Below are 20,121 nucleotides of genomic sequence, written 5' to 3'. Positions count from 1 at the left end.
GTGGCCATGCGAGAAATCACATAGTCATTTGAGATTGCTGAGCCAAGTTTAGGGTTTCTTAAAAACCCAAGCAGTATTGAACTGAAGAGTTTGATCATGGCTCAGATTGAACGCTGGCGGCAGGCCTAACACATGCAAGTCGAGCGGATGACGGGAGCTTGCTCCTTGATTCAGCGGCGGACGGGTGAGTAATGCCTAGGAATCTGCCTGGTAGTGGGGGACAACGTTTCGAAAGGAACGCTAATACCGCATACGTCCTACGGGAGAAAGCAGGGGACCTTCGGGCCTTGCGCTATCAGATGAGCCTAGGTCGGATTAGCTAGTAGGTGAGGTAATGGCTCACCTAGGCGACGATCCGTAACTGGTCTGAGAGGATGATCAGTCACACTGGAACTGAGACACGGTCCAGACTCCTACGGGAGGCAGCAGTGGGGAATATTGGACAATGGGCGAAAGCCTGATCCAGCCATGCCGCGTGTGTGAAGAAGGTCTTCGGATTGTAAAGCACTTTAAGTTGGGAGGAAGGGCAGTAAGCTAATACCTTGCTGTTTTGACGTTACCGACAGAATAAGCACCGGCTAACTCTGTGCCAGCAGCCGCGGTAATACAGAGGGTGCAAGCGTTAATCGGAATTACTGGGCGTAAAGCGCGCGTAGGTGGTTCGTTAAGTTGGATGTGAAAGCCCCGGGCTCAACCTGGGAACTGCATCCAAAACTGGCGAGCTAGAGTATGGTAGAGGGTGGTGGAATTTCCTGTGTAGCGGTGAAATGCGTAGATATAGGAAGGAACACCAGTGGCGAAGGCGACCACCTGGACTGATACTGACACTGAGGTGCGAAAGCGTGGGGAGCAAACAGGATTAGATACCCTGGTAGTCCACGCCGTAAACGATGTCAACTAGCCGTTGGAATCCTTGAGATTTTAGTGGCGCAGCTAACGCATTAAGTTGACCGCCTGGGGAGTACGGCCGCAAGGTTAAAACTCAAATGAATTGACGGGGGCCCGCACAAGCGGTGGAGCATGTGGTTTAATTCGAAGCAACGCGAAGAACCTTACCAGGCCTTGACATGCAGAGAACTTTCCAGAGATGGATTGGTGCCTTCGGGAACTCTGACACAGGTGCTGCATGGCTGTCGTCAGCTCGTGTCGTGAGATGTTGGGTTAAGTCCCGTAACGAGCGCAACCCTTGTCCTTAGTTACCAGCACGTTATGGTGGGCACTCTAAGGAGACTGCCGGTGACAAACCGGAGGAAGGTGGGGATGACGTCAAGTCATCATGGCCCTTACGGCCTGGGCTACACACGTGCTACAATGGTCGGTACAGAGGGTTGCCAAGCCGCGAGGTGGAGCTAATCTCACAAAACCGATCGTAGTCCGGATCGCAGTCTGCAACTCGACTGCGTGAAGTCGGAATCGCTAGTAATCGCAAATCAGAATGTTGCGGTGAATACGTTCCCGGGCCTTGTACACACCGCCCGTCACACCATGGGAGTGGGTTGCACCAGAAGTAGCTAGTCTAACCTTCGGGAGGACGGTTACCACGGTGTGATTCATGACTGGGGTGAAGTCGTAACAAGGTAGCCGTAGGGGAACCTGCGGCTGGATCACCTCCTTAATCGAAGACATCAGCCTGCTGATGAGCTCCCACACGAATTGCTTGATTCATTGTGTAAAGACGATGCTGTAACGCGACCCTGTTATAGGTCTGTAGCTCAGTTGGTTAGAGCGCACCCCTGATAAGGGTGAGGTCGGCAGTTCAAATCTGCCCAGACCTACCAATTACTTGGTGCGGCCTAGTAAATGGGGCCATAGCTCAGCTGGGAGAGCGCCTGCCTTGCACGCAGGAGGTCAGCGGTTCGATCCCGCTTGGCTCCACCACTCTTTCAGGTTTCGCAGCACTGCTCAGAACTTAGAAATGAACATTCCGGTGTGAATGTTGATTTCTGACTTTTGTCAGATCGTTCTTTAAAAATTCGGATATGTGATAGATAGACTGAATACCAGTTTCACTGCTGGTTATTCAGGCTAAGGTAAAATTTGTGAGTTCTGCTCAGCAATGAGCGAAATGCGAATTTTCGGCGAATGTCGTCTTCACAGTATAACCAGATTGCTTGGGGTTATATGGTCAAGTGAAGAAGCGCATACGGTGGATGCCTTGGCAGTCAGAGGCGATGAAAGACGTGGTAGCCTGCGATAAGCTTTGGGGAGTCGGCAAACAGACTGTGATCCAGAGATCTCTGAATGGGGGAACCCAGCCAGCATAAGCTGGTTATCTTGTACTGAATACATAGGTGCAAGAGGCGAACCAGGGGAACTGAAACATCTAAGTACCCTGAGGAAAAGAAATCAACCGAGATTCCCTTAGTAGTGGCGAGCGAACGGGGACCAGCCCTTAAGCTGGTTTGAGATTAGTGGAACGCTCTGGAAAGTGCGGCCATAGTGGGTGATAGCCCCGTACACGAAAATCTCTTGCCAGTGAAATCGAGTAGGACGGAGCACGAGAAACTTTGTCTGAACATGGGGGGACCATCCTCCAAGGCTAAATACTACTGACTGACCGATAGTGAACCAGTACCGTGAGGGAAAGGCGAAAAGAACCCCGGAGAGGGGAGTGAAATAGAACCTGAAACCGTATGCGTACAAGCAGTGGGAGCCTACTTCGTTAGGTGACTGCGTACCTTTTGTATAATGGGTCAGCGACTTATATTCAGTGGCGAGCTTAACCGAATAGGGGAGGCGTAGCGAAAGCGAGTCTTAATAGGGCGCTTTAGTCGCTGGGTATAGACCCGAAACCGGGCGATCTATCCATGGGCAGGTTGAAGGTTAGGTAACACTGACTGGAGGACCGAACCGACTACCGTTGAAAAGTTAGCGGATGACCTGTGGATCGGAGTGAAAGGCTAATCAAGCTCGGAGATAGCTGGTTCTCCTCGAAAGCTATTTAGGTAGCGCCTCATGTATCACTGTAGGGGGTAGAGCACTGTTTCGGCTAGGGGGTCATCCCGACTTACCAAACCGATGCAAACTCCGAATACCTACAAGTGCCGAGCATGGGAGACACACGGCGGGTGCTAACGTCCGTCGTGAAAAGGGAAACAACCCAGACCGTCAGCTAAGGTCCCAAAGTCATGGTTAAGTGGGAAACGATGTGGGAAGGCTTAGACAGCTAGGAGGTTGGCTTAGAAGCAGCCACCCTTTAAAGAAAGCGTAATAGCTCACTAGTCGAGTCGGCCTGCGCGGAAGATGTAACGGGGCTCAAACCATGCACCGAAGCTACGGGTATCACCTTTGGTGATGCGGTAGAGGAGCGTTCTGTAAGCCTGTGAAGGTGAGTTGAGAAGCTTGCTGGAGGTATCAGAAGTGCGAATGCTGACATGAGTAACGACAATGCGAGTGAAAAACTCGCACGCCGAAAGACCAAGGTTTCCTGCGCAACGTTAATCGACGCAGGGTTAGTCGGTCCCTAAGGCGAGGCTGAAAAGCGTAGTCGATGGAAAACAGGTTAATATTCCTGTACTTCCAGTTATTGCGATGGAGGGACGGAGAAGGCTAGGCCAGCTTGGCGTTGGTTGTCCAAGTTTAAGGTGGTAGGCTGAGATCTTAGGCAAATCCGGGATCTCAAGGCCGAGAGCTGATGACGAGTGCTCATTAGAGCGCGAAGTGGTTGATGCCATGCTTCCAAGAAAAGCTCCTAAGCTTCAGATAACTGGGAACCGTACCCCAAACCGACACAGGTGGTTAGGTAGAGAATACCAAGGCGCTTGAGAGAACTCGGGTGAAGGAACTAGGCAAAATGGCACCGTAACTTCGGGAGAAGGTGCGCCGGTGAGGGTGAAGCACTTGCTGCGTAAGCCCACGCCGGTCGAAGATACCAGGCCGCTGCGACTGTTTATTAAAAACACAGCACTCTGCAAACACGAAAGTGGACGTATAGGGTGTGACGCCTGCCCGGTGCCGGAAGGTTAATTGATGGGGTTAGCGCAAGCGAAGCTCTTGATCGAAGCCCCGGTAAACGGCGGCCGTAACTATAACGGTCCTAAGGTAGCGAAATTCCTTGTCGGGTAAGTTCCGACCTGCACGAATGGCGTAACGATGGCGGCGCTGTCTCCACCCGAGACTCAGTGAAATTGAAATCGCTGTGAAGATGCAGTGTATCCGCGGCTAGACGGAAAGACCCCGTGAACCTTTACTATAGCTTTGCACTGGACTTTGAGCTTGCTTGTGTAGGATAGGTGGGAGGCTTTGAAGTGGGGACGCCAGTTCTCATGGAGCCATCCTTGAAATACCACCCTGGCAACCTTGAGGTTCTAACTCAGGTCCGTTATCCGGATCGAGGACAGTGTATGGTGGGTAGTTTGACTGGGGCGGTCTCCTCCCAAAGAGTAACGGAGGAGTACGAAGGTGCGCTCAGACCGGTCGGAAATCGGTCGTAGAGTATAAAGGCAAAAGCGCGCTTGACTGCGAGACACACACGTCGAGCAGGTACGAAAGTAGGTCTTAGTGATCCGGTGGTTCTGTATGGAAGGGCCATCGCTCAACGGATAAAAGGTACTCCGGGGATAACAGGCTGATACCGCCCAAGAGTTCATATCGACGGCGGTGTTTGGCACCTCGATGTCGGCTCATCACATCCTGGGGCTGAAGCCGGTCCCAAGGGTATGGCTGTTCGCCATTTAAAGTGGTACGCGAGCTGGGTTTAGAACGTCGTGAGACAGTTCGGTCCCTATCTGCCGTGGACGTTTGAGATTTGAGAGGGGCTGCTCCTAGTACGAGAGGACCGGAGTGGACGAACCTCTGGTGTTCCGGTTGTCACGCCAGTGGCATTGCCGGGTAGCTATGTTCGGAAGAGATAACCGCTGAAAGCATCTAAGCGGGAAACTTGCCTCAAGATGAGATCTCACTGGAGCCTTGAGCTCCCTGAAGGGCCGTCGAAGACTACGACGTTGATAGGTTGGGTGTGTAAGCGCTGTGAGGCGTTGAGCTAACCAATACTAATTGCCCGTGAGGCTTGACCATATAACACCCAAGCAATTTGCAAAGCGCAGATTGCGGTGGTGAGGACGAAAGAACCGAAAGTTCGCAGCTTCACAAATTCACATATCCGAATTCGCTGGAGTATCCATCTGGATGTTCTGGCAACAGAATTTCTTGACGACCATAGAGCATTGGAACCACCTGATCCCATCCCGAACTCAGCAGTGAAACGATGCATCGCCGATGGTAGTGTGGGGTTTCCCCATGTGAGAGTAGGTCATCGTCAAGATTCATTTCGCAAAACCCCTATCTGCGCGAGCAGGTAGGGGTTTTGTCTTTTCCGCGTTCCGAAAAGCAACGTCACCTCTGCTGTGGAATACACAACGTGGGAGCGGGCTTGCCCCGCGATTAGGCCAGCCCAGGCAACATCACCGCCTGATCCGGCCTAATCGCGGGGCAAGCCCGCTCCCACGTCGTGTGTTCCTACAGGGGATCCGTTTGCTGACGATCACGCAAATATCCTTTGCTCGTCGGCTACCTCACATCGCCTCGTCACAGGTGCGACAATATTGCCGTCACAATTACGTGACTTCCCCGTACCTACCCTGCGTCAAGGCTTAGGTTCGGGGCAATCCTGGCACCCGGACCGAGCGATGCCAGCGTACCGTGCTGCGCATTTCTGGACTTTCACCGTCCTATTACTTGAGGTTAGAAGCAAGATGGCCAAGGCCGCCGATGTCGTTGTGCAATGCCTGGAAAACGAAGGTGTCGAGTATGTGTTCGGCATTCCCGGTGAGGAAAACCTCGACCTGCTCGAGTCCCTGCGCAAGTCGAAGATCAAGCTGGTACTGACCCGCCACGAGCAATCCGCGGGCTTCATGGCCGCCACCTACGGCCGCCTGACCGGCAAGACCGGCGTCAGCCTGTCGACCCTCGGCCCTGGCGCGACCAACCTGGTGACCGCCAGCGCCTACGCCTACCTGGGCGGCATGCCGATGATGATGATCACCGGCCAGAAGCCGATCAAGAAGTCCAAGCAAGGCCGTTTCCAGATCATCGACGTGTGCGGCATGATGGACCCCATCACCAAGTACACCCACCAGTTCGCCTCGGCCGACAACATCCCTGCGCGCATGCGTGAGGCCTTCCGCCTGGCCGAAGAAGAGAAGCCGGGCGCCGTGCACCTGGAGCTGCCGGAAGACATCGCCGCCGAGCAGACCGACGCCCTGCCGATCCCGCGCAGCCTGCACCGTCGCCCGCTGGCCGAGCACGTGGCCATCGAAGCCGCCGTGCAGAAACTGCAGAACGCCCGCAACCCGATCCTGGTGATCGGCGCCGGCGCCAACCGCAAGATGACCGCCAAGGTCCTCAAGCAGCTGATCGACAAGACCGGTATCCCGTTCATCACCACCCAGATGGGTAAAGGTGTGGTAGACGAGCGCCACCCACGCTTCCTGGGCAACGCCGCGCTGTCCTCCGGTGACTTCGTGCACCGCGCCGTCGAAGCCGCCGACCTGATCGTCAACATCGGCCACGACGTGATCGAGAAGCCACCGTTCTTCATGGTCCGTGGCGGCACCGAAGTCATTCACGTCAGCTTCCGCTCGGCTGAAGTCGATGCCGTGTACTTCCCGCAGGTGGAAGTGATCGGCGACATCGCCAACGCCGTGTGGCAGATCAGCGAAGCGCTGACCGACACCAGCCACTGGGACTTCACCCGCCTGATGGCCATCCGTGAAGCGAACGAAGCACAGATCGCCGAAGGCGCCGACGACGACCGCTTCCCGGTCTACCCGCAGCGCATGGTCGCCGACATCCGTCGCGCCCTGCCGTCCGAAGGCATCGTCGCCCTGGACAACGGCATCTACAAGATCTGGTTCGCCCGCAACTACAAGGCCCATAAGCCCAACACCGTGCTGCTGGACAACGCCCTGGCGACCATGGGCGCCGGCCTGCCATCGGCCATGGCCTCGCACCTGGTGTATCCGGATCGCCCGGTCATCTCGGTATGCGGCGACGGCGGCTTCATGATGAACAGCCAGGAGCTGGAAACCGCAGTACGTCTGGGCATGCACATCACCGTGGTGATCCTGCGTGACGACGGCTACGGCATGATCCGCTGGAAGCAGGCCAACATGGGCTTCACCGATTTCGGTCTGGACTACGGCAACCCGGACTTCGTCAAGTACGCCGAAGCCTACGGTGCCAACGGCCACCGCGTGGAAAGCGCCGAAGGCTTCCTGCCGCTGCTCGAGCACTGCATCAAGACCCCGGGCGTGCACGTGATCGACTGCCCGGTGGACTACAGCGAGAACGACCGCATCCTCAACAGCGAGCTGCGTGAGCGCGCGCTGGCGGTCTAAACGCTGACGACCCATCGCGGGACAAGCCCGCTCCCACGCCATCCGTTCCCATAGCGCTATTACAGGCCTGTGGGAATGGGGGCGTGGGAGCGGGCTTGCCCCGCGATAGCGTCAGTTCAGGCAACGACACACGCAGCACCACCCTACACATCTACCGTTCCCCACCTCCCTGCTCTCGGCATGCTCAGGCTCTTCACCTACCCTGAGAATCCGAAACCATCACCATCAGATCAACGCAAAATCTCCTGCGCCCATGTCGTTGAGCCACCCTTTGCCATCGATCTTGGAAACACCCGCATACAAAGATGGATGACAGACAGGAATGCACTTGGCTGTGCGAAATTGTACCGGGCAGGCGCCTATTACGACGCGGTAAGCCTGATGAACTACAACCGTGACCGGAGTGCCCATTCAGGGCTCTACCTCGCCGGGGAGTCTTTCTCTGTCGATGCCGGCTGGACCGAGCCGTGTCTGCGCACTGCCATCGACACCGTGATCAACCTCTGCAACAACACCGGCGCATGTTTCAAGGGGGGCTTCAGCCTCGAGCACTATCCGCATTATCAGGTGCCTCGACAGGCGCTTTGAAACAACTTTGTAGGAGTGCTCCTCCACGTCTTTTCGCAATCTCCCTCAGTTCCAGAGGATCCTGCTGACTGTCGCCCCACCTGCCATGCCCGTTCTACTGGCGGCCTTCCACAACAACCAGAACAGGAAGCCGCCATGCAGGAACACACCACTCCCGTCAGCCCCGTACGCATTGCCGTCATCCAGTACGACCCGCAGGTCGGCCTGGACCACTGCGATGGCAACCTGAGCCGTGGCCTGGCCCTGGCCCGCCGCGCCGCACGTGAAGGGGCGAACCTGATCGTGCTGCCGGAGCTGGCCAACACCGGCTACACCTTCAACTCCCGCGCCGAGGCCTATGCCCACGCCGAGACGCTGGAGGATGGACGATGCCTGCAGGCCTGGGCGGAGTTCGCCCGTGAGCAGCAGGTGTATCTGGCCGCAGGCTTCGCCGAGCGGGACGGCCTCAAGCTCTACGACAGCGCCGTGCTGTTCGGCCCGCAGGGGCTGCTCGGGCATTACCGCAAGGCGCACCTGTGGAACCAGGAAAAGCTCTGGTTCACCCCCGGAGACCTGGGCTTCCCGGTGTTCGAAACGCCCATCGGCCGCATCGGCCTGCTGATCTGCTGGGACATCTGGTTCCCGGAGGTGCCACGGCTCATGGCCGCGCAGGGCGCCGACATCATCTGCAGCCTGAACAACTGGGTCTGGACGCCGCCGCCGCTGTTCGACGAGGCCGGACGCTGCATGGCCTCGTACCTGACGATGACCGCGGCCCACGTCAACAATGTCTATATCGCCGCCGCCAATCGCATTGGTCGCGAACGGGGCGGGCGCTTCCTCGGTTGTTCGCTGATTGCCGGCACCAACGGCTGGCCCATCGGCGAGGTGGCCAGTGCCGAGGAGGAATGCATCCTCTACGCCGACGTCGACCTCAGTGCCGCCCGCTCGGCGCCGATCTGGAACAGCCTCAACGACCTGCCGCGTGACCGGCGCACCGACCTCTACGACGCCACCCTGGGGTATCGGCTGCATGCGCCGATGCCACGTTGAGGAGGCGTCATGGAACAGCGCCTTTCCTTACCACGACAACGGTCGTCATCGCTGATTCTCCTGGGCCTCGCACTGCTTTGCGTTGCCAGCCTGATGTTGGGTGGATGGCCCGACTATGCGCAGCTCGTCGCAACCCTCGACCAGCCGTTGAGCAGGCTGCGCTGGATTGTCGGCGATATCAGCGAGGTCGCCTTCTACAAGCACGAGTTGCCGGCACTGGGGCTGCTGCTGGGGGCGAGCCTCGCGCATTGGGCCCAGCAGCGCGGGTATCGTTGGCAAGGCTTCGCCATCTGCTACGGCACCGGGCTGTGGCCCTGGCTGATCATCAGCTCGCTGCTCGGTCTGCTGCTCAGCCATGCGTTGTGGGGCTGGACGCTGGAGGGTGGTGCCTGGCAGCCGACCTTCGTCGCCTTCGTCTCGCTGCCGGCGGCCATGGTCCTGCTGTTTGGCGGCTGTTGGCGCGTCGCGATCAATGGCGCGCTGCTCGGTGCCGTGCTAGTCACGCCGGCCAGCCTGCTGCTGGTCAACTACCTGTGCTACCCGCTGCAGTTGCCGGTGGTGATCGGCAATGTCAGTGGCATGGCACTGGCCAGTGTGCTGGCGTTCCTGCTGTGCAAGCGCTTCCCGGCGCTGGTTCGCGATGGCCAGCGTCCAGTGGTCGCCGCGACGGCCAGCCAGCCCGACTATGGCGTGGTCTGGACCCTGCGCCGGGTACTGGCCGATTTCAGCGAAGCGCCGTTCTTTGGCAATGAACTGGCCAGCCTCGGCTTGCTGCTGGGCGTCTTGCTGGCTTATGTACTGGCCCCGGCGGCGCCGGCCTATGGCTCGCAACTGGTGCTGCAGATGGTGGCCGGGCAGGCATTGGCATCGCTGGTTGGTGTGCTGTTCTGGCGGCGGCAATGGCAAGAACGGGGCTGGTATCCGACCTATATTCCCATCGTGTCGATCGTGCCCGCCGCCGTGCTGACACTGGGCGGCAGCTGGCAGGTGATCGTCGCCAGCGCAGTGCTTGGCGCGCTGATCGCGCCACCGCTTGCCGTGGCCATCAGCCAGCGCTTGCCGGGCTACATGCACGGCTATATCGGCAATGTCCTGTCCATGGCCATCAGCACCCTGGGCATCGTGCCCCTGGTCGGCCTGCTTGCGGGAGGTAACCCATGACAGCACCACGCGTTTCGATCGCCAGCCTGGGTGGCACGGTCAGCATGCAGTCCGCGGCGCCGGGGCAGGGTGTGACACCCCGGCTCGATTGCGCCGCGCTATTGGCGTCCCTGCCGCAACTGCAGGCACTGGCGCAGATCAGCACCACCACGTTGAGCCTGGTGCCGAGCGCCTCGCTGGCGTTCAGCGACATGCTGGGTGCGCTGGCCTGGGCAAGCGCCCAAGTGCAAGCGGGGGCCCAGGCCGTGGTCCTCACCCAGGGCACCGATACGCTGGAGGAGACCGCGTATTTCCTCGACCTGCTCTGGCCCCATGACACCCCGCTGATCCTGACCGGCGCCATGCGTTCGGCCAGCCAGCCGGGCGCGGATGGTCCGGCGAACCTGCTGGCGGCGGTGCAGGTTGCAATCGCCGATGGCAGCCGGGGGCGTGGCGTGATGGTGGTGATCAACGACCAGATCCACCTGGCCGCGCGGGTGCGCAAGACTGCCAGCCTGGCGATGGCGGCCTTCGAGTCGCCTGGCGCTGGGGCGATAGGGGCGGTCGTGGAGGGCAGACCACTTTATCGCCAGGCTGCCACGCCACGGCGGGTGTTGCCCCTGCCGGCGCAGGTGGATCACCAGGTCGTCCTGCTGGAGGCCTGTCTCGATGCCGATACGAGGCTGCTGCAAGCGCTCGGAGGCCTGGGCTATTCAGGGCTGGTGGTTGCCGGCTTTGGCGCAGGTCATGTCTCTGAAGCCTGGGCCGAGGCGTTGGGGCGCATCGCCGGCAACATGCCGGTGATTATCGCCACCCGCACTGGCAATGGCCCGACAGCCCTTGGGACCTACGGATTCATCGGCGGTGAGATCGACCTGCAGGACCGGGGCCTGCACATGGCCGGCTGGCTCTGCCCGCGCAAGTGCCGACTCTTGCTGTGGCTGCTGATCGGCAGCGGGCGGCAGGCCGACCTGGCGCACTGGCTGCAGCAATAGCCCGATGCCCGTTCCCGTGATGGGAGCGGGTAGGCGTTGCCTGTGCTAGGGTGCACGCAAATTTCCGCCCTAGGACACCCGCCCATGCTCCCCGCGCTCAGCGAAAAAGAACTCGACCGTCTCGAAGACCTGCTGATCACCTACGGCAACGACTATTCGGTGCTCAACCTCGCCGAACTCAACGGTTTCTTCACCGCTCTGGCCAGCTCCCCTAGGAAGGTCAATCCCGAGCAATGGCTACCCTCCGTCGCCGGCGGCAAGGTGCCGAAGTTCAAGAAGCCCGCCCATGAAGAGGCCTATACCGCGTTGATGCTGCGTTACGCCAGCCAGGTGGCGCAAGCGCTGGCCGACGACCTCGAGCACTTCGAACCGCTGTTCGAGGAGAGCGAAGGCGAGGAAGGCCCGGCGATCATTCTCGAGGAATGGTGCTTCGGCTACATGCGCGGGACCCAGGTGGCCGAGTGGAGCGAGCTGCCGCCGGAGCAGGATCGTCTGCTCAAGGCCATTTCCCTGCATGGGCTGGAAGACAACTTCGAGCTGCTCGATTCGATGAGTTTCGATGAGCTCCAGGCCTGTGTGCCGCTGGTGGTCGAGGCGGCGCGGGGGTTGTATCAGTACCAGAAGCAGCACCGTCATTGAGATCGTAAGTGCGGGCTCGCGGGAGCGGCGATGCGGCGACCCGACTTGCCCCGCGAGTGTGATTATTCCACCTGCCGAAATACTGGATTGCTCCCAGCACTGATTCTGCTGTCGGGCAATCCAGTGCAGCATGTCCTCCAGCAGCGCCACTCCCGGCGCTGATCCGGAGCCCCGCACATGCCAAGCCCGATCAAGCTGTACAACTTCCCCAAGTCCGGCCACGCCCACCGCATCGAGCTGATGCTGTCGCTGCTCGAACTGCCCACCGAGCTGGTCTTCGTCGACCTGGCCAAAGGCGAGCACAAGCAGCCAGAGTTTCTCGCCATCAACCCCTTCGGCCAGGTGCCGGTGATCGATGACAACGGCATCGTCATCGCCGATTCCAACGCCATCCTGGTCTACCTGGCCAAGGCCTACGGCGGTGAGCGCTGGTTGCCTGCGGATCCGGTCGGGGCCGCCCGTGTGCAGCGCTGGTTGTCGGTCGCGGCGGGTCCCCTGGCCTTCGGCCCGGCGGCGGCACGTCTGGTGACGGTGTTCGGTGCCTCGTTCAACACCGATGAAGTCATTGGCCGCGCCCACACCCTGCTCAAGGTGATCGACGCCGAACTGGCCAAGGGCCCGTTCCTGGTCGGTGACCAGGCGACCATCGCCGATATCGCCAACTACTCGTACATCGCCCACGCACCGGAAGGCAACGTGTCGCTGGAGCCTTACCCCAACGTGCGCGCCTGGCTGGCCCGTGTCGAGGCGCTGCCAGGCTTTGTGCCGATGCCGCGTACGGTCATCGGTTTGCAGACCACCCTCTGAGCCCCGAGGAATGCCGCCATGCAATCGCCCTGGCATGCAGGTGAAAAACAGCTGCAGGAGCACGTCGGTGTTGCCGAGCGCATGGAGGCGTTCGGGCAGAAGGTCATTCGTGACTACATGCCCGACCAGCATCGCACGTTCTACCAGCAGTTGCCGTTCATGGTGGCCGGTGCCGTGGACGCCGCAGGCAAACCCTGGGCGACGCTGCTCGAAGGCCCGGAAGGCTTCGTCAGCTCGCCCGATCCACGGCAGCTGCTGATCGGCACCGATCTCGCCAGCGACGATCCGGCCACGCCGGGCCTGGTGGCGGGTGGCGCCATCGGCCTGCTGGGGATCGAACTGCACACGCGGCGGCGCAATCGCCTCAATGGCCTGATCCGCCGGGCCAGCGCCGACCAGCTGGAAGTGGTGGTCGAGCAATCCTTCGGCAACTGCCCGCAGTACATCCAGATGCGCAAGTACACCCGCGTCGACGAGCCGCCGCAGGGGCGACGGGATTCAGCGGCACTGGATGCCGCGACCCGCGCCATCATCGAAAGCGCCGACACCTTCTTTGTCGCCAGCTACGTCGATCAGGACGCTGGCCAGCGCTCGGTGGACGTGTCCCACCGCGGTGGTCGGCCCGGTTTCGTCAGGGTCGAGGGCAATCGCCTGACGATTCCCGACTACGCCGGCAACCTGCATTTCAATACCCTCGGCAATCTGCTGGTCAATCCGGTCGCCGGCCTGCTATTCGTCGACTTCACCACGGGCGATGTGCTGCAGGTTTCCGGGCGTACCGAAGTCATTCTCGACAGCCCGCTGATCAGCGCCTTCGAAGGCGCCGAGCGGATCTGGACCCTGGACATCGAGCAGGTGGTGCTGCGCCGGGCTGCCGTGTCGCTGCGCTGGGCCTTCCAGGCATACGCACCCACCAGCCTGATGACCGGCACCTGGCACGAAGCCGAGCAGCGCCTGCAACAGCGCGAACGGCAGCGTCAATGGCTGACCTGGCGGGTACTGCACATCGAGCAGGAGAGTCGCGATATCCGCTCGTTCCATCTGCAACCCGAGGATGGCGCCGCAGTGGCCTTCGCCCCTGGCCAGCATATTCCCGTGCGTTTGCGCATCGATGGAGAGACGCCGCTGATCCGTACCTACAGCCTGTCCAGCGCGCCGTCCGATGGCTTCCTGCGCATCAGCGTCAAGGCGCAGGGGCCGGCGTCACGCTATCTGCACCAACAGGTGAAGGTCGGCGATCGGCTGGAGGTGCGCCAGCCCATGGGCAGCTTCACCCTGGATCAGCAGAGCGACCGGCCACTTGTACTGATTGGCGCGGGCGTCGGCATTACCCCATTGATCGCCATGCTCCGCGAGCAGCTGGCCAAAGGGCAGGAGCGGCGCATCCATCTGTTCCATGGCGGGCGCACACTGGCCGACCTGCCCTTCCAGCAGGAGCTTGCCGCACTTCAGCAACACGCCAATGGCTTGCTGAGCATCCATCGTGCCCTGAGCCAGCCCGAGCCACAGGCCGTGCTGGAGCATGACTACCAATTCGCCAGCCGTCTGGGCATCGAGCAGATCAAGGCCACGCTGGCATTGGATGACTACGACTTCTACCTCTGCGGCCCGGCCAGCTTCACCCAGGACCTGTACGAAGGCTTGCGCGGCGTGCATGTGCCCGACGCCCGCATCCATGCCGAAGCCTTCGGCCCCTCGACCCTGCGCCGCCACACCGACGACAACCAGCCGACGCTGCAGCAGCCCCCACCCGCCAGCGAGCCGGTGCCGGTGTACTTCGCCAGCTCCGCCAAGGAAGCGCGCTGGGCGCCGGACAGCGGCACGCTGCTGGAACTGGCGGAAAGCCGTGGCTTGTCGCCGGACTTCAGTTGCCGAGGGGGCTCCTGCGGTACCTGCAGGACCAAATTGGTCAGCGGCCAGGTCCACTACCCGAACCCGCCCGCCGAACTGCCCGAGCCCGGCAGCGTGCTGATCTGCTGTGCCATCCCCGCCCAGGCCGAGGACGGCGTGCAGCCCCTGGTACTGGAGCTCTAGCGTGACCACGGCGATAATCGCCCCACGACAACGCGTGGGGCGCGGCATGGACCAGATCCACCTGATGAAAGTGTTCGTGGCCGTGGGCGAGCTGGAAAGCTTCGCCGCCGCCGCCCGCCGCCTGGCCATCTCGCCGGCGGCGGTGACCCGCGCGGTCACTGCCCTTGAGGAACAGCTCGGGGTCAAGCTGCTGCTGCGCACCACCCGCAGCGTGCGCCTGACCGAGGCCGGCGGGCGCTACCTGGAGGACACCCGGCACATCCTCGCCAGCATCGTCGAGGCCAACGAAGCCGCCGCCGGCATCAACGCCGCGCCCAAGGGCGACCTGGCGGTGACCGCGCCGATCCTGTTCGGCAAGAAGTTCGTCATACCGTGCATCGTCCGTTACCTGCAGCAGTACCCCGAGGTGGATGTGTCGGCGTACTTTCTCGACCGCGTGGTGAACCTGGTGGAGGAGGGCATGGACGTGGCCGTGCGCATCGGCCAGTTGCCCGACTCGGGCCTCAAGGCATTGCGGGTGGGCAAAATGCGCCGGTTGTTGTGCGCCTCGCCCGAGTACCTCGAACGCCACGGCACGCCGCGCCATCCCTCGGAATTGCAGAAGCACGAAGTCATCGCCGCCGGAACCCTGTCACCGCGCACGGACTGGCGCTTCGGCGCCATCGACGACCCGACGCTGATCCGCATGAAGCCGCGCCTGACCGTGACCAGCAACGACGCCGCGATCGCCGCGGCCAGTGCCGGGCTGGGGATTGCACGGTTGCTGTCGTACCAGGTGGCGGATGAAGTGGCGGCCGGGCGTTTGCAGGTGATCCTGGCCGAGTACGAGGAAGCGCCGTGGCCGATCCATATCCTGCATCGGGAGAGCAAATATGGCTCGACCAAGGTGCGGACCTTTATCGATATGTTGGCCGAGCATTTGCGTAGCCAGGTGCACTTGGCCTGATCCAGATAGCTGGGGCTGCTGCGCAGCCCTTTCGCGGCACAAGGCCGCTCCTACAGGCGAACGCACATCTCTCTGTAGGAGCGGCCTTGTGCCGCGAAAGGGGCGCAAAGCGCCCCCGGCATTCAAGCGCCTGAAAGCGCCGCACACTCCGCCAGCACCCTCAACCCGCCCATCACCTCCGACGTAATCACCCGCCCCAGGCATACCCGCAACCCAGTGCCACATTCCCCATCGGCAAAGAACATCCCGCTGGCGCCGACATTGCAGCCACGCTCCGCCGCAAGCCGCTGCAGCGCCACCATGTCCGTCCCTTCCGGCAATTCGATCCAATGGATAAATCCACCCTGCGGCGCCACATAACGCGTCCCCAGCGGAAACGCCGAGCGTACCAGCGTCTCCATCACCCCGGCCTGCGCCGCCAGCCGCCCGCGTAGCTTCGCGCAGTGCTCCTCCATGTACCCCCGACCGATAAACTCATCCAGCACCCGCTGGGCCAGGCTCGACACCGCCAGGTTGCGCGAAAACAACTGGGCCAGGATCGCATCCCGATACCGCCCCGCCACGCACCAGCCCACCCGGTACCCCGGCGCCACGGTCTTGGAGAACGACGAGCAATAGATCGTCTGCCCGGTCTCGTCGTAGTGCTTGATCGCCTTGGGCCGCTGCGCCTCGTCCACCAGGTCGAAGAAGATATCGTCCTCGATGATCGGCACATCCGCTGCCTGCGCCAGCTGTGAGAGCCGTGCCCGCGCCGCGTCGGGCATGATGAAGCCCCGTGGGTTCTGCAGCGTCGGGTTGAGGAACACCACATCGACCTTGCCACGCTTGAGCGCCCATTCCAGGTGCTCGAGGTCCATGCCGCTGTCGGCGTGGGTGCGGATGGGCAGGGCGCGCATCCCCAGACGTTCTATGGTCTGCAGGATGCCGTAGTAGGTAGGTGTCTCGATGGCCACCGTGGCCCCTGGCCGGGCGACGGCTTCGAGGGCCAGCTCCAGGGCCACGGTGTCGCCCGAGGTCACCAGGATATCGTCTGGCCCGCAGGTCACGCCGCGTTGCAGCATCAGCCCGGCGATGCGCCGGCGCAGCGAGGCCAGGCCCGGCGGGGCGATCAGGCCGGCCAAGGGTTGGTCGGTCTTGGCGGCCAGTGTCGCCAGGCACTTGTTCAGCAGCACCTGGGGCGTGAGCTCGTCGTGCAGCACCGCCGAGCTCAACGACAGCGCGGTATTGCTGGCCGCCTGGGCGAGCATGGCGACCACCGCATGGTTGACGTTGACGGTGACACTGGCCAGGTCGAACCCCTGTACCTGGGCCGCGCCCTTGGCGACGAAATAGCCGATCCGCGGCGTGGCCTGCACATAGGCATTGGCCTCCAGCTCCGCCAGGGCCCGCTGCACGGTGGCGATGCTGCTGTCGAACAGCCGCGCCAGCTCGCGCACCGAGGGCAGTTGCGTGCCGCTGGGCCATTCGCCGCTGTCGATCTGGCGCAGCAGCCAGGCGTTGACGGTGTGCCAGCGTTTGTCGGGCTTGGGGTTCCGGTCCATGGGGGCCTTGTGTCGTGTCAGGCGGGGGCTCCGGAAAGGTAGAGCAAAACCACGCCGGTTGCAGCCACGACGACGATGTTCAGCAGTACCAGGGCAAAGCCGAAGCGGATCAGCCCGTGCTCCTCATCACGGTTGGCCCCGGCCAGCCCGATGATCAGCGACAGGATCGACAGCGAGCCCAGCGCGCCATGCCCGGCGGCGCTGTTGACCATCGCCGCCAGCCACGGGCCGTGGACCGTGGACAGCGCGGCGATGGAGGGCATCACCAGCGTGTTGCCGCCGACATTGGAGCCGGTGACATAGCCGGCCAACCCCGCCAGCAGCGACACCGTCGACGCCAGCGACACCCCGGACAGCGCCTGCAACGCCCGTTGCGCCTCGACCAGGAAGCCGGCCTTGACCATCACCTGCGACAGCAGCAGGAACAGGAAGATCGTCGCCACCGGGAACCGTGCCCGGGTGACCAGCGCCTGCCATGGGAAGCCCGCGCCCTGGCGCCCGACCATCATCAGCACCACCAGCAGCAAGGCCAGCCCCGGCGAAGCCAGTGGCTTCCACGACACGTTGGTGCCATGCACCACCCACAGCCCGTCCCACCCCGACAGCAGGAACAGCCCCCGCGAGATGATGATCACCGCCAGCAGGGCCAGGTACGGCCATGCCGCCTGCGGCCAGCGCACCAGCGCCCCGCGCCGTGCCCAGGACATCCCCAGGCCCACGCCGGCCACCGCCAACCCAGCCAGCACGCCCGACGCCTCCGGCCCGATCCAGCGGTTGACCGCATACAGCACCGCGCTGAACAGCAACGAGACCAGCGCCAACCCCAGCCAAGCCTGCAGACTGCGAATCCCCGCCAGCACCAGCGCCACGGCGGCCAGGCCGAGGAACACCGGCGCGCTGACCAGCGCCGAATGGCTGCCCAGTTCCTGCGCCGGCACGTGGGCCAGCAGCGCGCCGATCACCGTGGCCAGCCCGAGCGTGCCCCAGGGCATCACCACCATGCCGGCCAGCGCCATCTTCATGCCGACCTGGCGCGAGAACAGCCCCATCAGCAGCGGCACCGTGGCGATCAGCGATACGCCGAACCCGGTCATCGCCTCCAGCAGCGGCGCTAGGCCCAGCACGATGAAGATCACCTGCATCGGCGGCGTCCAGCCCAGCTCCCGCACCCAGGCGCCGATCGCCTGCGGGGCGTTGGCGCGTTCGACCAGGATGACGAAGGCCAGCCCCGGGACGATCACGCAGGCGGTACTGAGGAACAGGATCAACGTGTCTTGCAGGATGGCGCCGGACACCGCCGCCGACAGCGGCTGCGCAGCGCCCAGGCCCCATAACAGCAAGACACCGGCCACACCGGCCAGCGCGGCCTGCACGGGTGGGCGGCGCAGCAGCAGGATCAAGGCGATCACCAGGCCAATGGGGGACATTTGCAGCAGCAGGGCAGCCATGATGCGGGTTCCTTCAGCCATCCAGGGAGTGAGGTGGAGGGTGAAGGGCGGGCGCCTGCTGAAACAGATACAGCGCCCGGGCGATTTTCAATACAGCCCGGGCGGGGTTACTGCGGTGTCAGCAACCGGTCCCGGCAGGCCTGGAGAATGTCGTCCGCCAGCGGCGAATCGTCCGGGCAGGCGCGGGAGAGCGTGATGGCGCCCACCAGGGTGGCGATCACGCCCAGGCGCCGGGCGCGTTCGGCCTGCTCGTTGGCGGCATCCGTCGGCTCGCTGGCGGCCTGGAGCGTTGCCAGCAAGCGCTCGAGCCCGTCGGCAAACACCGTCTTCACGGCGTCGGGCTGGCGCGCGGCATCGCTGGCCAGCGCCGCCAGGGTGCAACCTGAGGCCGGGTTGTCGCGGTGCTCCCTGGAGAGGTACTGGCGCAGGTAGTCCGCCACACCGCCACCTTCGGTGCCGGAGGCGTTCTGCGACAGCCCGCAGGCCGCCGCCTCGGCCATGAGGTCGGCCTTGGAGCCGAAATGCTTGTAGAAGCCGCCATGGGTGAAACCGGCGGCCGCCATCAACTCGGCGACGCCGACCCCGTCATAGCCCCGCTGGCGGAACAACGAGGACGCTGTCTCGACGATGTGGGCGCGGTTGGCCTGGGCTTGTGCCTTGGTGACTTTCATGGCGGATGACTCCTGCGCCGTGGGGATGAGGTTCATCATACATTGATGTCAGTCATCATCAAAATGTTGACATGGTTAGATGATGGTCGTAATCATAACGGCCAGGCCCACCCCGATCGGGTGTCGCCACTCACCTTGAGGATTTGCCATGAGTGCCTTGCCTACCGTTCTCGTCACCGGTGCCTCCAGCGGTATCGGCGCCACCTATGCCGAACGCTTCGCCCAGCGTGGTCACGACCTGGTGCTGGTCGCCCGCGACCAGGCGCGCCTGGAGGCCCTGGCTGCCCGCCTGCGTGAGCACTTCGCTGTCGCCGTCGAGGTGCTGGTCGCCGACCTCACCCAGGCCGATGCCCTTGCTCGGGTCGAAGCGCGGTTGCGTGAAGATGCGCGTATAGGCGTGCTGATCAACAACGCCGGGCAAGGTCAGTCAGGGGGCTTCCTGGGGCAGGATGGCGCAAGCCTCGAGCGCCTGATCGGCCTGAACGTCACCGCCGTCACCCGCCTGGCTGCCGCCATTGCGCCGCGCCTGGCCGAGCAGGGCGCTGGCGCGATCGTCAACATCGGCTCGGTGGTGGGGCTGGCGCCGGAACTGGGCATGACCGTGTATGGCGCCACCAAGGCGTTCGTGCAGTTCCTGTCCCAGGGGCTGGCGCTGGAGCTGGGGCCGAAGGGGGTCTATGTGCAGGCCGTGCTGCCGGCCGCGACCCGCACCGAGATCTGGTCGCGTTCCGGATTGGATATCAACACGTTGCCAGAAGTGATGGAGGTGGAAGACTTGGTCGATGCTGCGCTGGTGGGTTACGACCGCCGCGAAGCGATCACCATTCCGCCCTTGCAGCACGCCGACCGCTGGGCTGCGCTGGATGGCGCCCGGCAGATGCTGATGGGGGATTTGCGCCAATCCCAGGTCGCCGAGCGCTATCGCAGTGCGCAGTGAGTCACG

The 20,121-nt window shown here is 62.3% G+C and carries 12 protein-coding genes, 2 tRNA genes, 3 rRNA genes and 1 pseudogene; 15 read left to right on the top strand and 3 right to left on the bottom strand.

Features of this window, described 5'->3' with window-relative positions:
* Positions 1-78: 78 nt before the first annotated feature.
* The 14 genes and pseudogenes from K2O50_RS20360 (at position 79) to K2O50_RS20295 (ending at position 15,518) form a co-directional block, all read left to right on the top strand.
* Positions 79-1,615 (top strand): 16S ribosomal RNA (locus K2O50_RS20360).
* A gap of 86 nt (positions 1,616-1,701) precedes the next feature.
* Positions 1,702-1,778 (top strand) — tRNA-Ile (locus tag K2O50_RS20355).
* Positions 1,779-1,802: 24 nt separating this feature from the next.
* Positions 1,803-1,878: transfer RNA gene (locus K2O50_RS20350), tRNA-Ala, on the top strand.
* A 245-nt stretch (positions 1,879-2,123) separates the two neighbouring features.
* Positions 2,124-5,016, top strand: a 23S ribosomal RNA gene (locus K2O50_RS20345).
* Between the two features lie 131 nt (positions 5,017-5,147).
* Positions 5,148-5,263, top strand: a 5S ribosomal RNA gene (gene rrf / locus K2O50_RS20340).
* The 16S, 23S and 5S rRNA genes sit together here with 2 tRNA genes alongside, the layout of an rRNA operon.
* Positions 5,264-5,693: 430 nt before the next feature.
* Positions 5,694-7,337, top strand: coding sequence for an acetolactate synthase large subunit (locus tag K2O50_RS20335; protein ID WP_028692242.1), 1,644 nt, complete (start codon positions 5,694-5,696; stop codon positions 7,335-7,337).
* A gap of 276 nt (positions 7,338-7,613) precedes the next feature.
* A pseudogene (locus K2O50_RS20330) lies at positions 7,614-7,925 on the top strand (amine oxidase); the annotation flags it as partial.
* Positions 7,926-8,060: 135 nt separating this feature from the next.
* On the top strand, positions 8,061-8,957 hold the full coding sequence (locus K2O50_RS20325; RefSeq protein ID WP_050704249.1) for a nitrilase family protein: 897 nt from the start codon (positions 8,061-8,063) through the stop codon (positions 8,955-8,957).
* Positions 8,958-9,050: 93 nt separating this feature from the next.
* Positions 9,051-10,118: a hypothetical protein gene (locus tag K2O50_RS20320; RefSeq protein WP_256205963.1), complete on the top strand. Its 1,068-nt coding sequence runs from the start codon at positions 9,051-9,053 to the stop codon at positions 10,116-10,118.
* On the top strand, positions 10,115-11,092 hold the full coding sequence (locus K2O50_RS20315) for an asparaginase (protein WP_050704251.1): 978 nt from the start codon (positions 10,115-10,117) through the stop codon (positions 11,090-11,092). The genes K2O50_RS20320 and K2O50_RS20315 overlap by 4 nt, the downstream gene beginning before the upstream one ends.
* 84 nt (positions 11,093-11,176) lie before the next feature.
* Entirely contained in the window at positions 11,177-11,731 is a 555-nt protein-coding gene (locus K2O50_RS20310; protein WP_050704252.1) for a UPF0149 family protein, read from the top strand.
* Between the two features lie 177 nt (positions 11,732-11,908).
* Positions 11,909-12,538, top strand: coding sequence for a glutathione S-transferase family protein (locus K2O50_RS20305; protein WP_028692248.1), 630 nt, complete (start codon positions 11,909-11,911; stop codon positions 12,536-12,538).
* Positions 12,539-12,556: 18 nt separating this feature from the next.
* Positions 12,557-14,572: a pyridoxamine 5'-phosphate oxidase family protein gene (locus K2O50_RS20300; protein ID WP_050704253.1), complete on the top strand. Its 2,016-nt coding sequence runs from the start codon at positions 12,557-12,559 to the stop codon at positions 14,570-14,572.
* A gap of 46 nt (positions 14,573-14,618) precedes the next feature.
* Positions 14,619-15,518: a LysR family transcriptional regulator gene (locus K2O50_RS20295; protein ID WP_050704254.1), complete on the top strand. Its 900-nt coding sequence runs from the start codon at positions 14,619-14,621 to the stop codon at positions 15,516-15,518.
* Positions 15,519-15,640: 122 nt separating this feature from the next.
* Here K2O50_RS20295 and K2O50_RS20290 read toward each other — a convergent pair whose 3' ends face one another.
* The 3 genes from K2O50_RS20290 to K2O50_RS20280 all read right to left on the bottom strand — a co-directional run bounded on the left by K2O50_RS20290 (position 15,641) and on the right by K2O50_RS20280 (position 19,178).
* Complete coding sequence (locus tag K2O50_RS20290; RefSeq protein ID WP_050704255.1) at positions 15,641-17,059, bottom strand: PLP-dependent aminotransferase family protein; 1,419 nt, start codon at positions 17,057-17,059, stop codon at positions 15,641-15,643.
* Between the two features lie 17 nt (positions 17,060-17,076).
* A complete protein-coding gene (locus K2O50_RS20285; protein WP_050704256.1) occupies positions 17,077-18,507 on the bottom strand; it encodes a transporter in 1,431 nt (476 codons plus the stop codon).
* A gap of 107 nt (positions 18,508-18,614) precedes the next feature.
* The gene (locus K2O50_RS20280; protein WP_050704257.1) at positions 18,615-19,178 is read right to left on the bottom strand and encodes a TetR/AcrR family transcriptional regulator; all 564 of its coding nucleotides are present in this window, start codon (positions 19,176-19,178) and stop codon (positions 18,615-18,617) included.
* Positions 19,179-19,326: 148 nt separating this feature from the next.
* Between K2O50_RS20280 and K2O50_RS20275 the strand changes: the two genes are divergently transcribed.
* Positions 19,327-20,115 (top strand): SDR family oxidoreductase, encoded by a 789-nt coding sequence (locus tag K2O50_RS20275; protein WP_050704258.1) that lies wholly within the window; start codon positions 19,327-19,329, stop codon positions 20,113-20,115.
* Positions 20,116-20,121 lie beyond the last annotated feature (6 nt).

The sequence above is a fragment of the Pseudomonas sp. 2hn genome (assembly GCF_019646095.1).
Taxonomy (GTDB): domain Bacteria; phylum Pseudomonadota; class Gammaproteobacteria; order Pseudomonadales; family Pseudomonadaceae; genus Aquipseudomonas; species Aquipseudomonas peradeniyensis.
This window is presented reverse-complemented; position numbering and strand designations above follow the sequence as displayed.

Coding starts and splice junctions, on each gene's coding strand:
- K2O50_RS20275 (WP_050704258.1), top strand. CDS start 19,327: ATGAGTGCCTTGCCTACCGTTCTCGTCACCGGTGCCTCCAGCGGTATC.
- K2O50_RS20295 (WP_050704254.1), top strand. CDS start 14,619: ATGGACCAGATCCACCTGATGAAAGTGTTCGTGGCCGTGGGCGAGCTG.
- K2O50_RS20315 (WP_050704251.1), top strand. CDS start 10,115: ATGACAGCACCACGCGTTTCGATCGCCAGCCTGGGTGGCACGGTCAGC.
- K2O50_RS20310 (WP_050704252.1), top strand. CDS start 11,177: ATGCTCCCCGCGCTCAGCGAAAAAGAACTCGACCGTCTCGAAGACCTG.
- K2O50_RS20290 (WP_050704255.1), bottom strand. CDS start 17,059: ATGGACCGGAACCCCAAGCCCGACAAACGCTGGCACACCGTCAACGCC.
- K2O50_RS20305 (WP_028692248.1), top strand. CDS start 11,909: ATGCCAAGCCCGATCAAGCTGTACAACTTCCCCAAGTCCGGCCACGCC.
- K2O50_RS20325 (WP_050704249.1), top strand. CDS start 8,061: ATGCAGGAACACACCACTCCCGTCAGCCCCGTACGCATTGCCGTCATC.
- K2O50_RS20320 (WP_256205963.1), top strand. CDS start 9,051: ATGTTGGGTGGATGGCCCGACTATGCGCAGCTCGTCGCAACCCTCGAC.
- K2O50_RS20300 (WP_050704253.1), top strand. CDS start 12,557: ATGCAATCGCCCTGGCATGCAGGTGAAAAACAGCTGCAGGAGCACGTC.
- K2O50_RS20335 (WP_028692242.1), top strand. CDS start 5,694: ATGGCCAAGGCCGCCGATGTCGTTGTGCAATGCCTGGAAAACGAAGGT.
- K2O50_RS20285 (WP_050704256.1), bottom strand. CDS start 18,507: ATGGCTGCCCTGCTGCTGCAAATGTCCCCCATTGGCCTGGTGATCGCC.
- K2O50_RS20280 (WP_050704257.1), bottom strand. CDS start 19,178: ATGAAAGTCACCAAGGCACAAGCCCAGGCCAACCGCGCCCACATCGTC.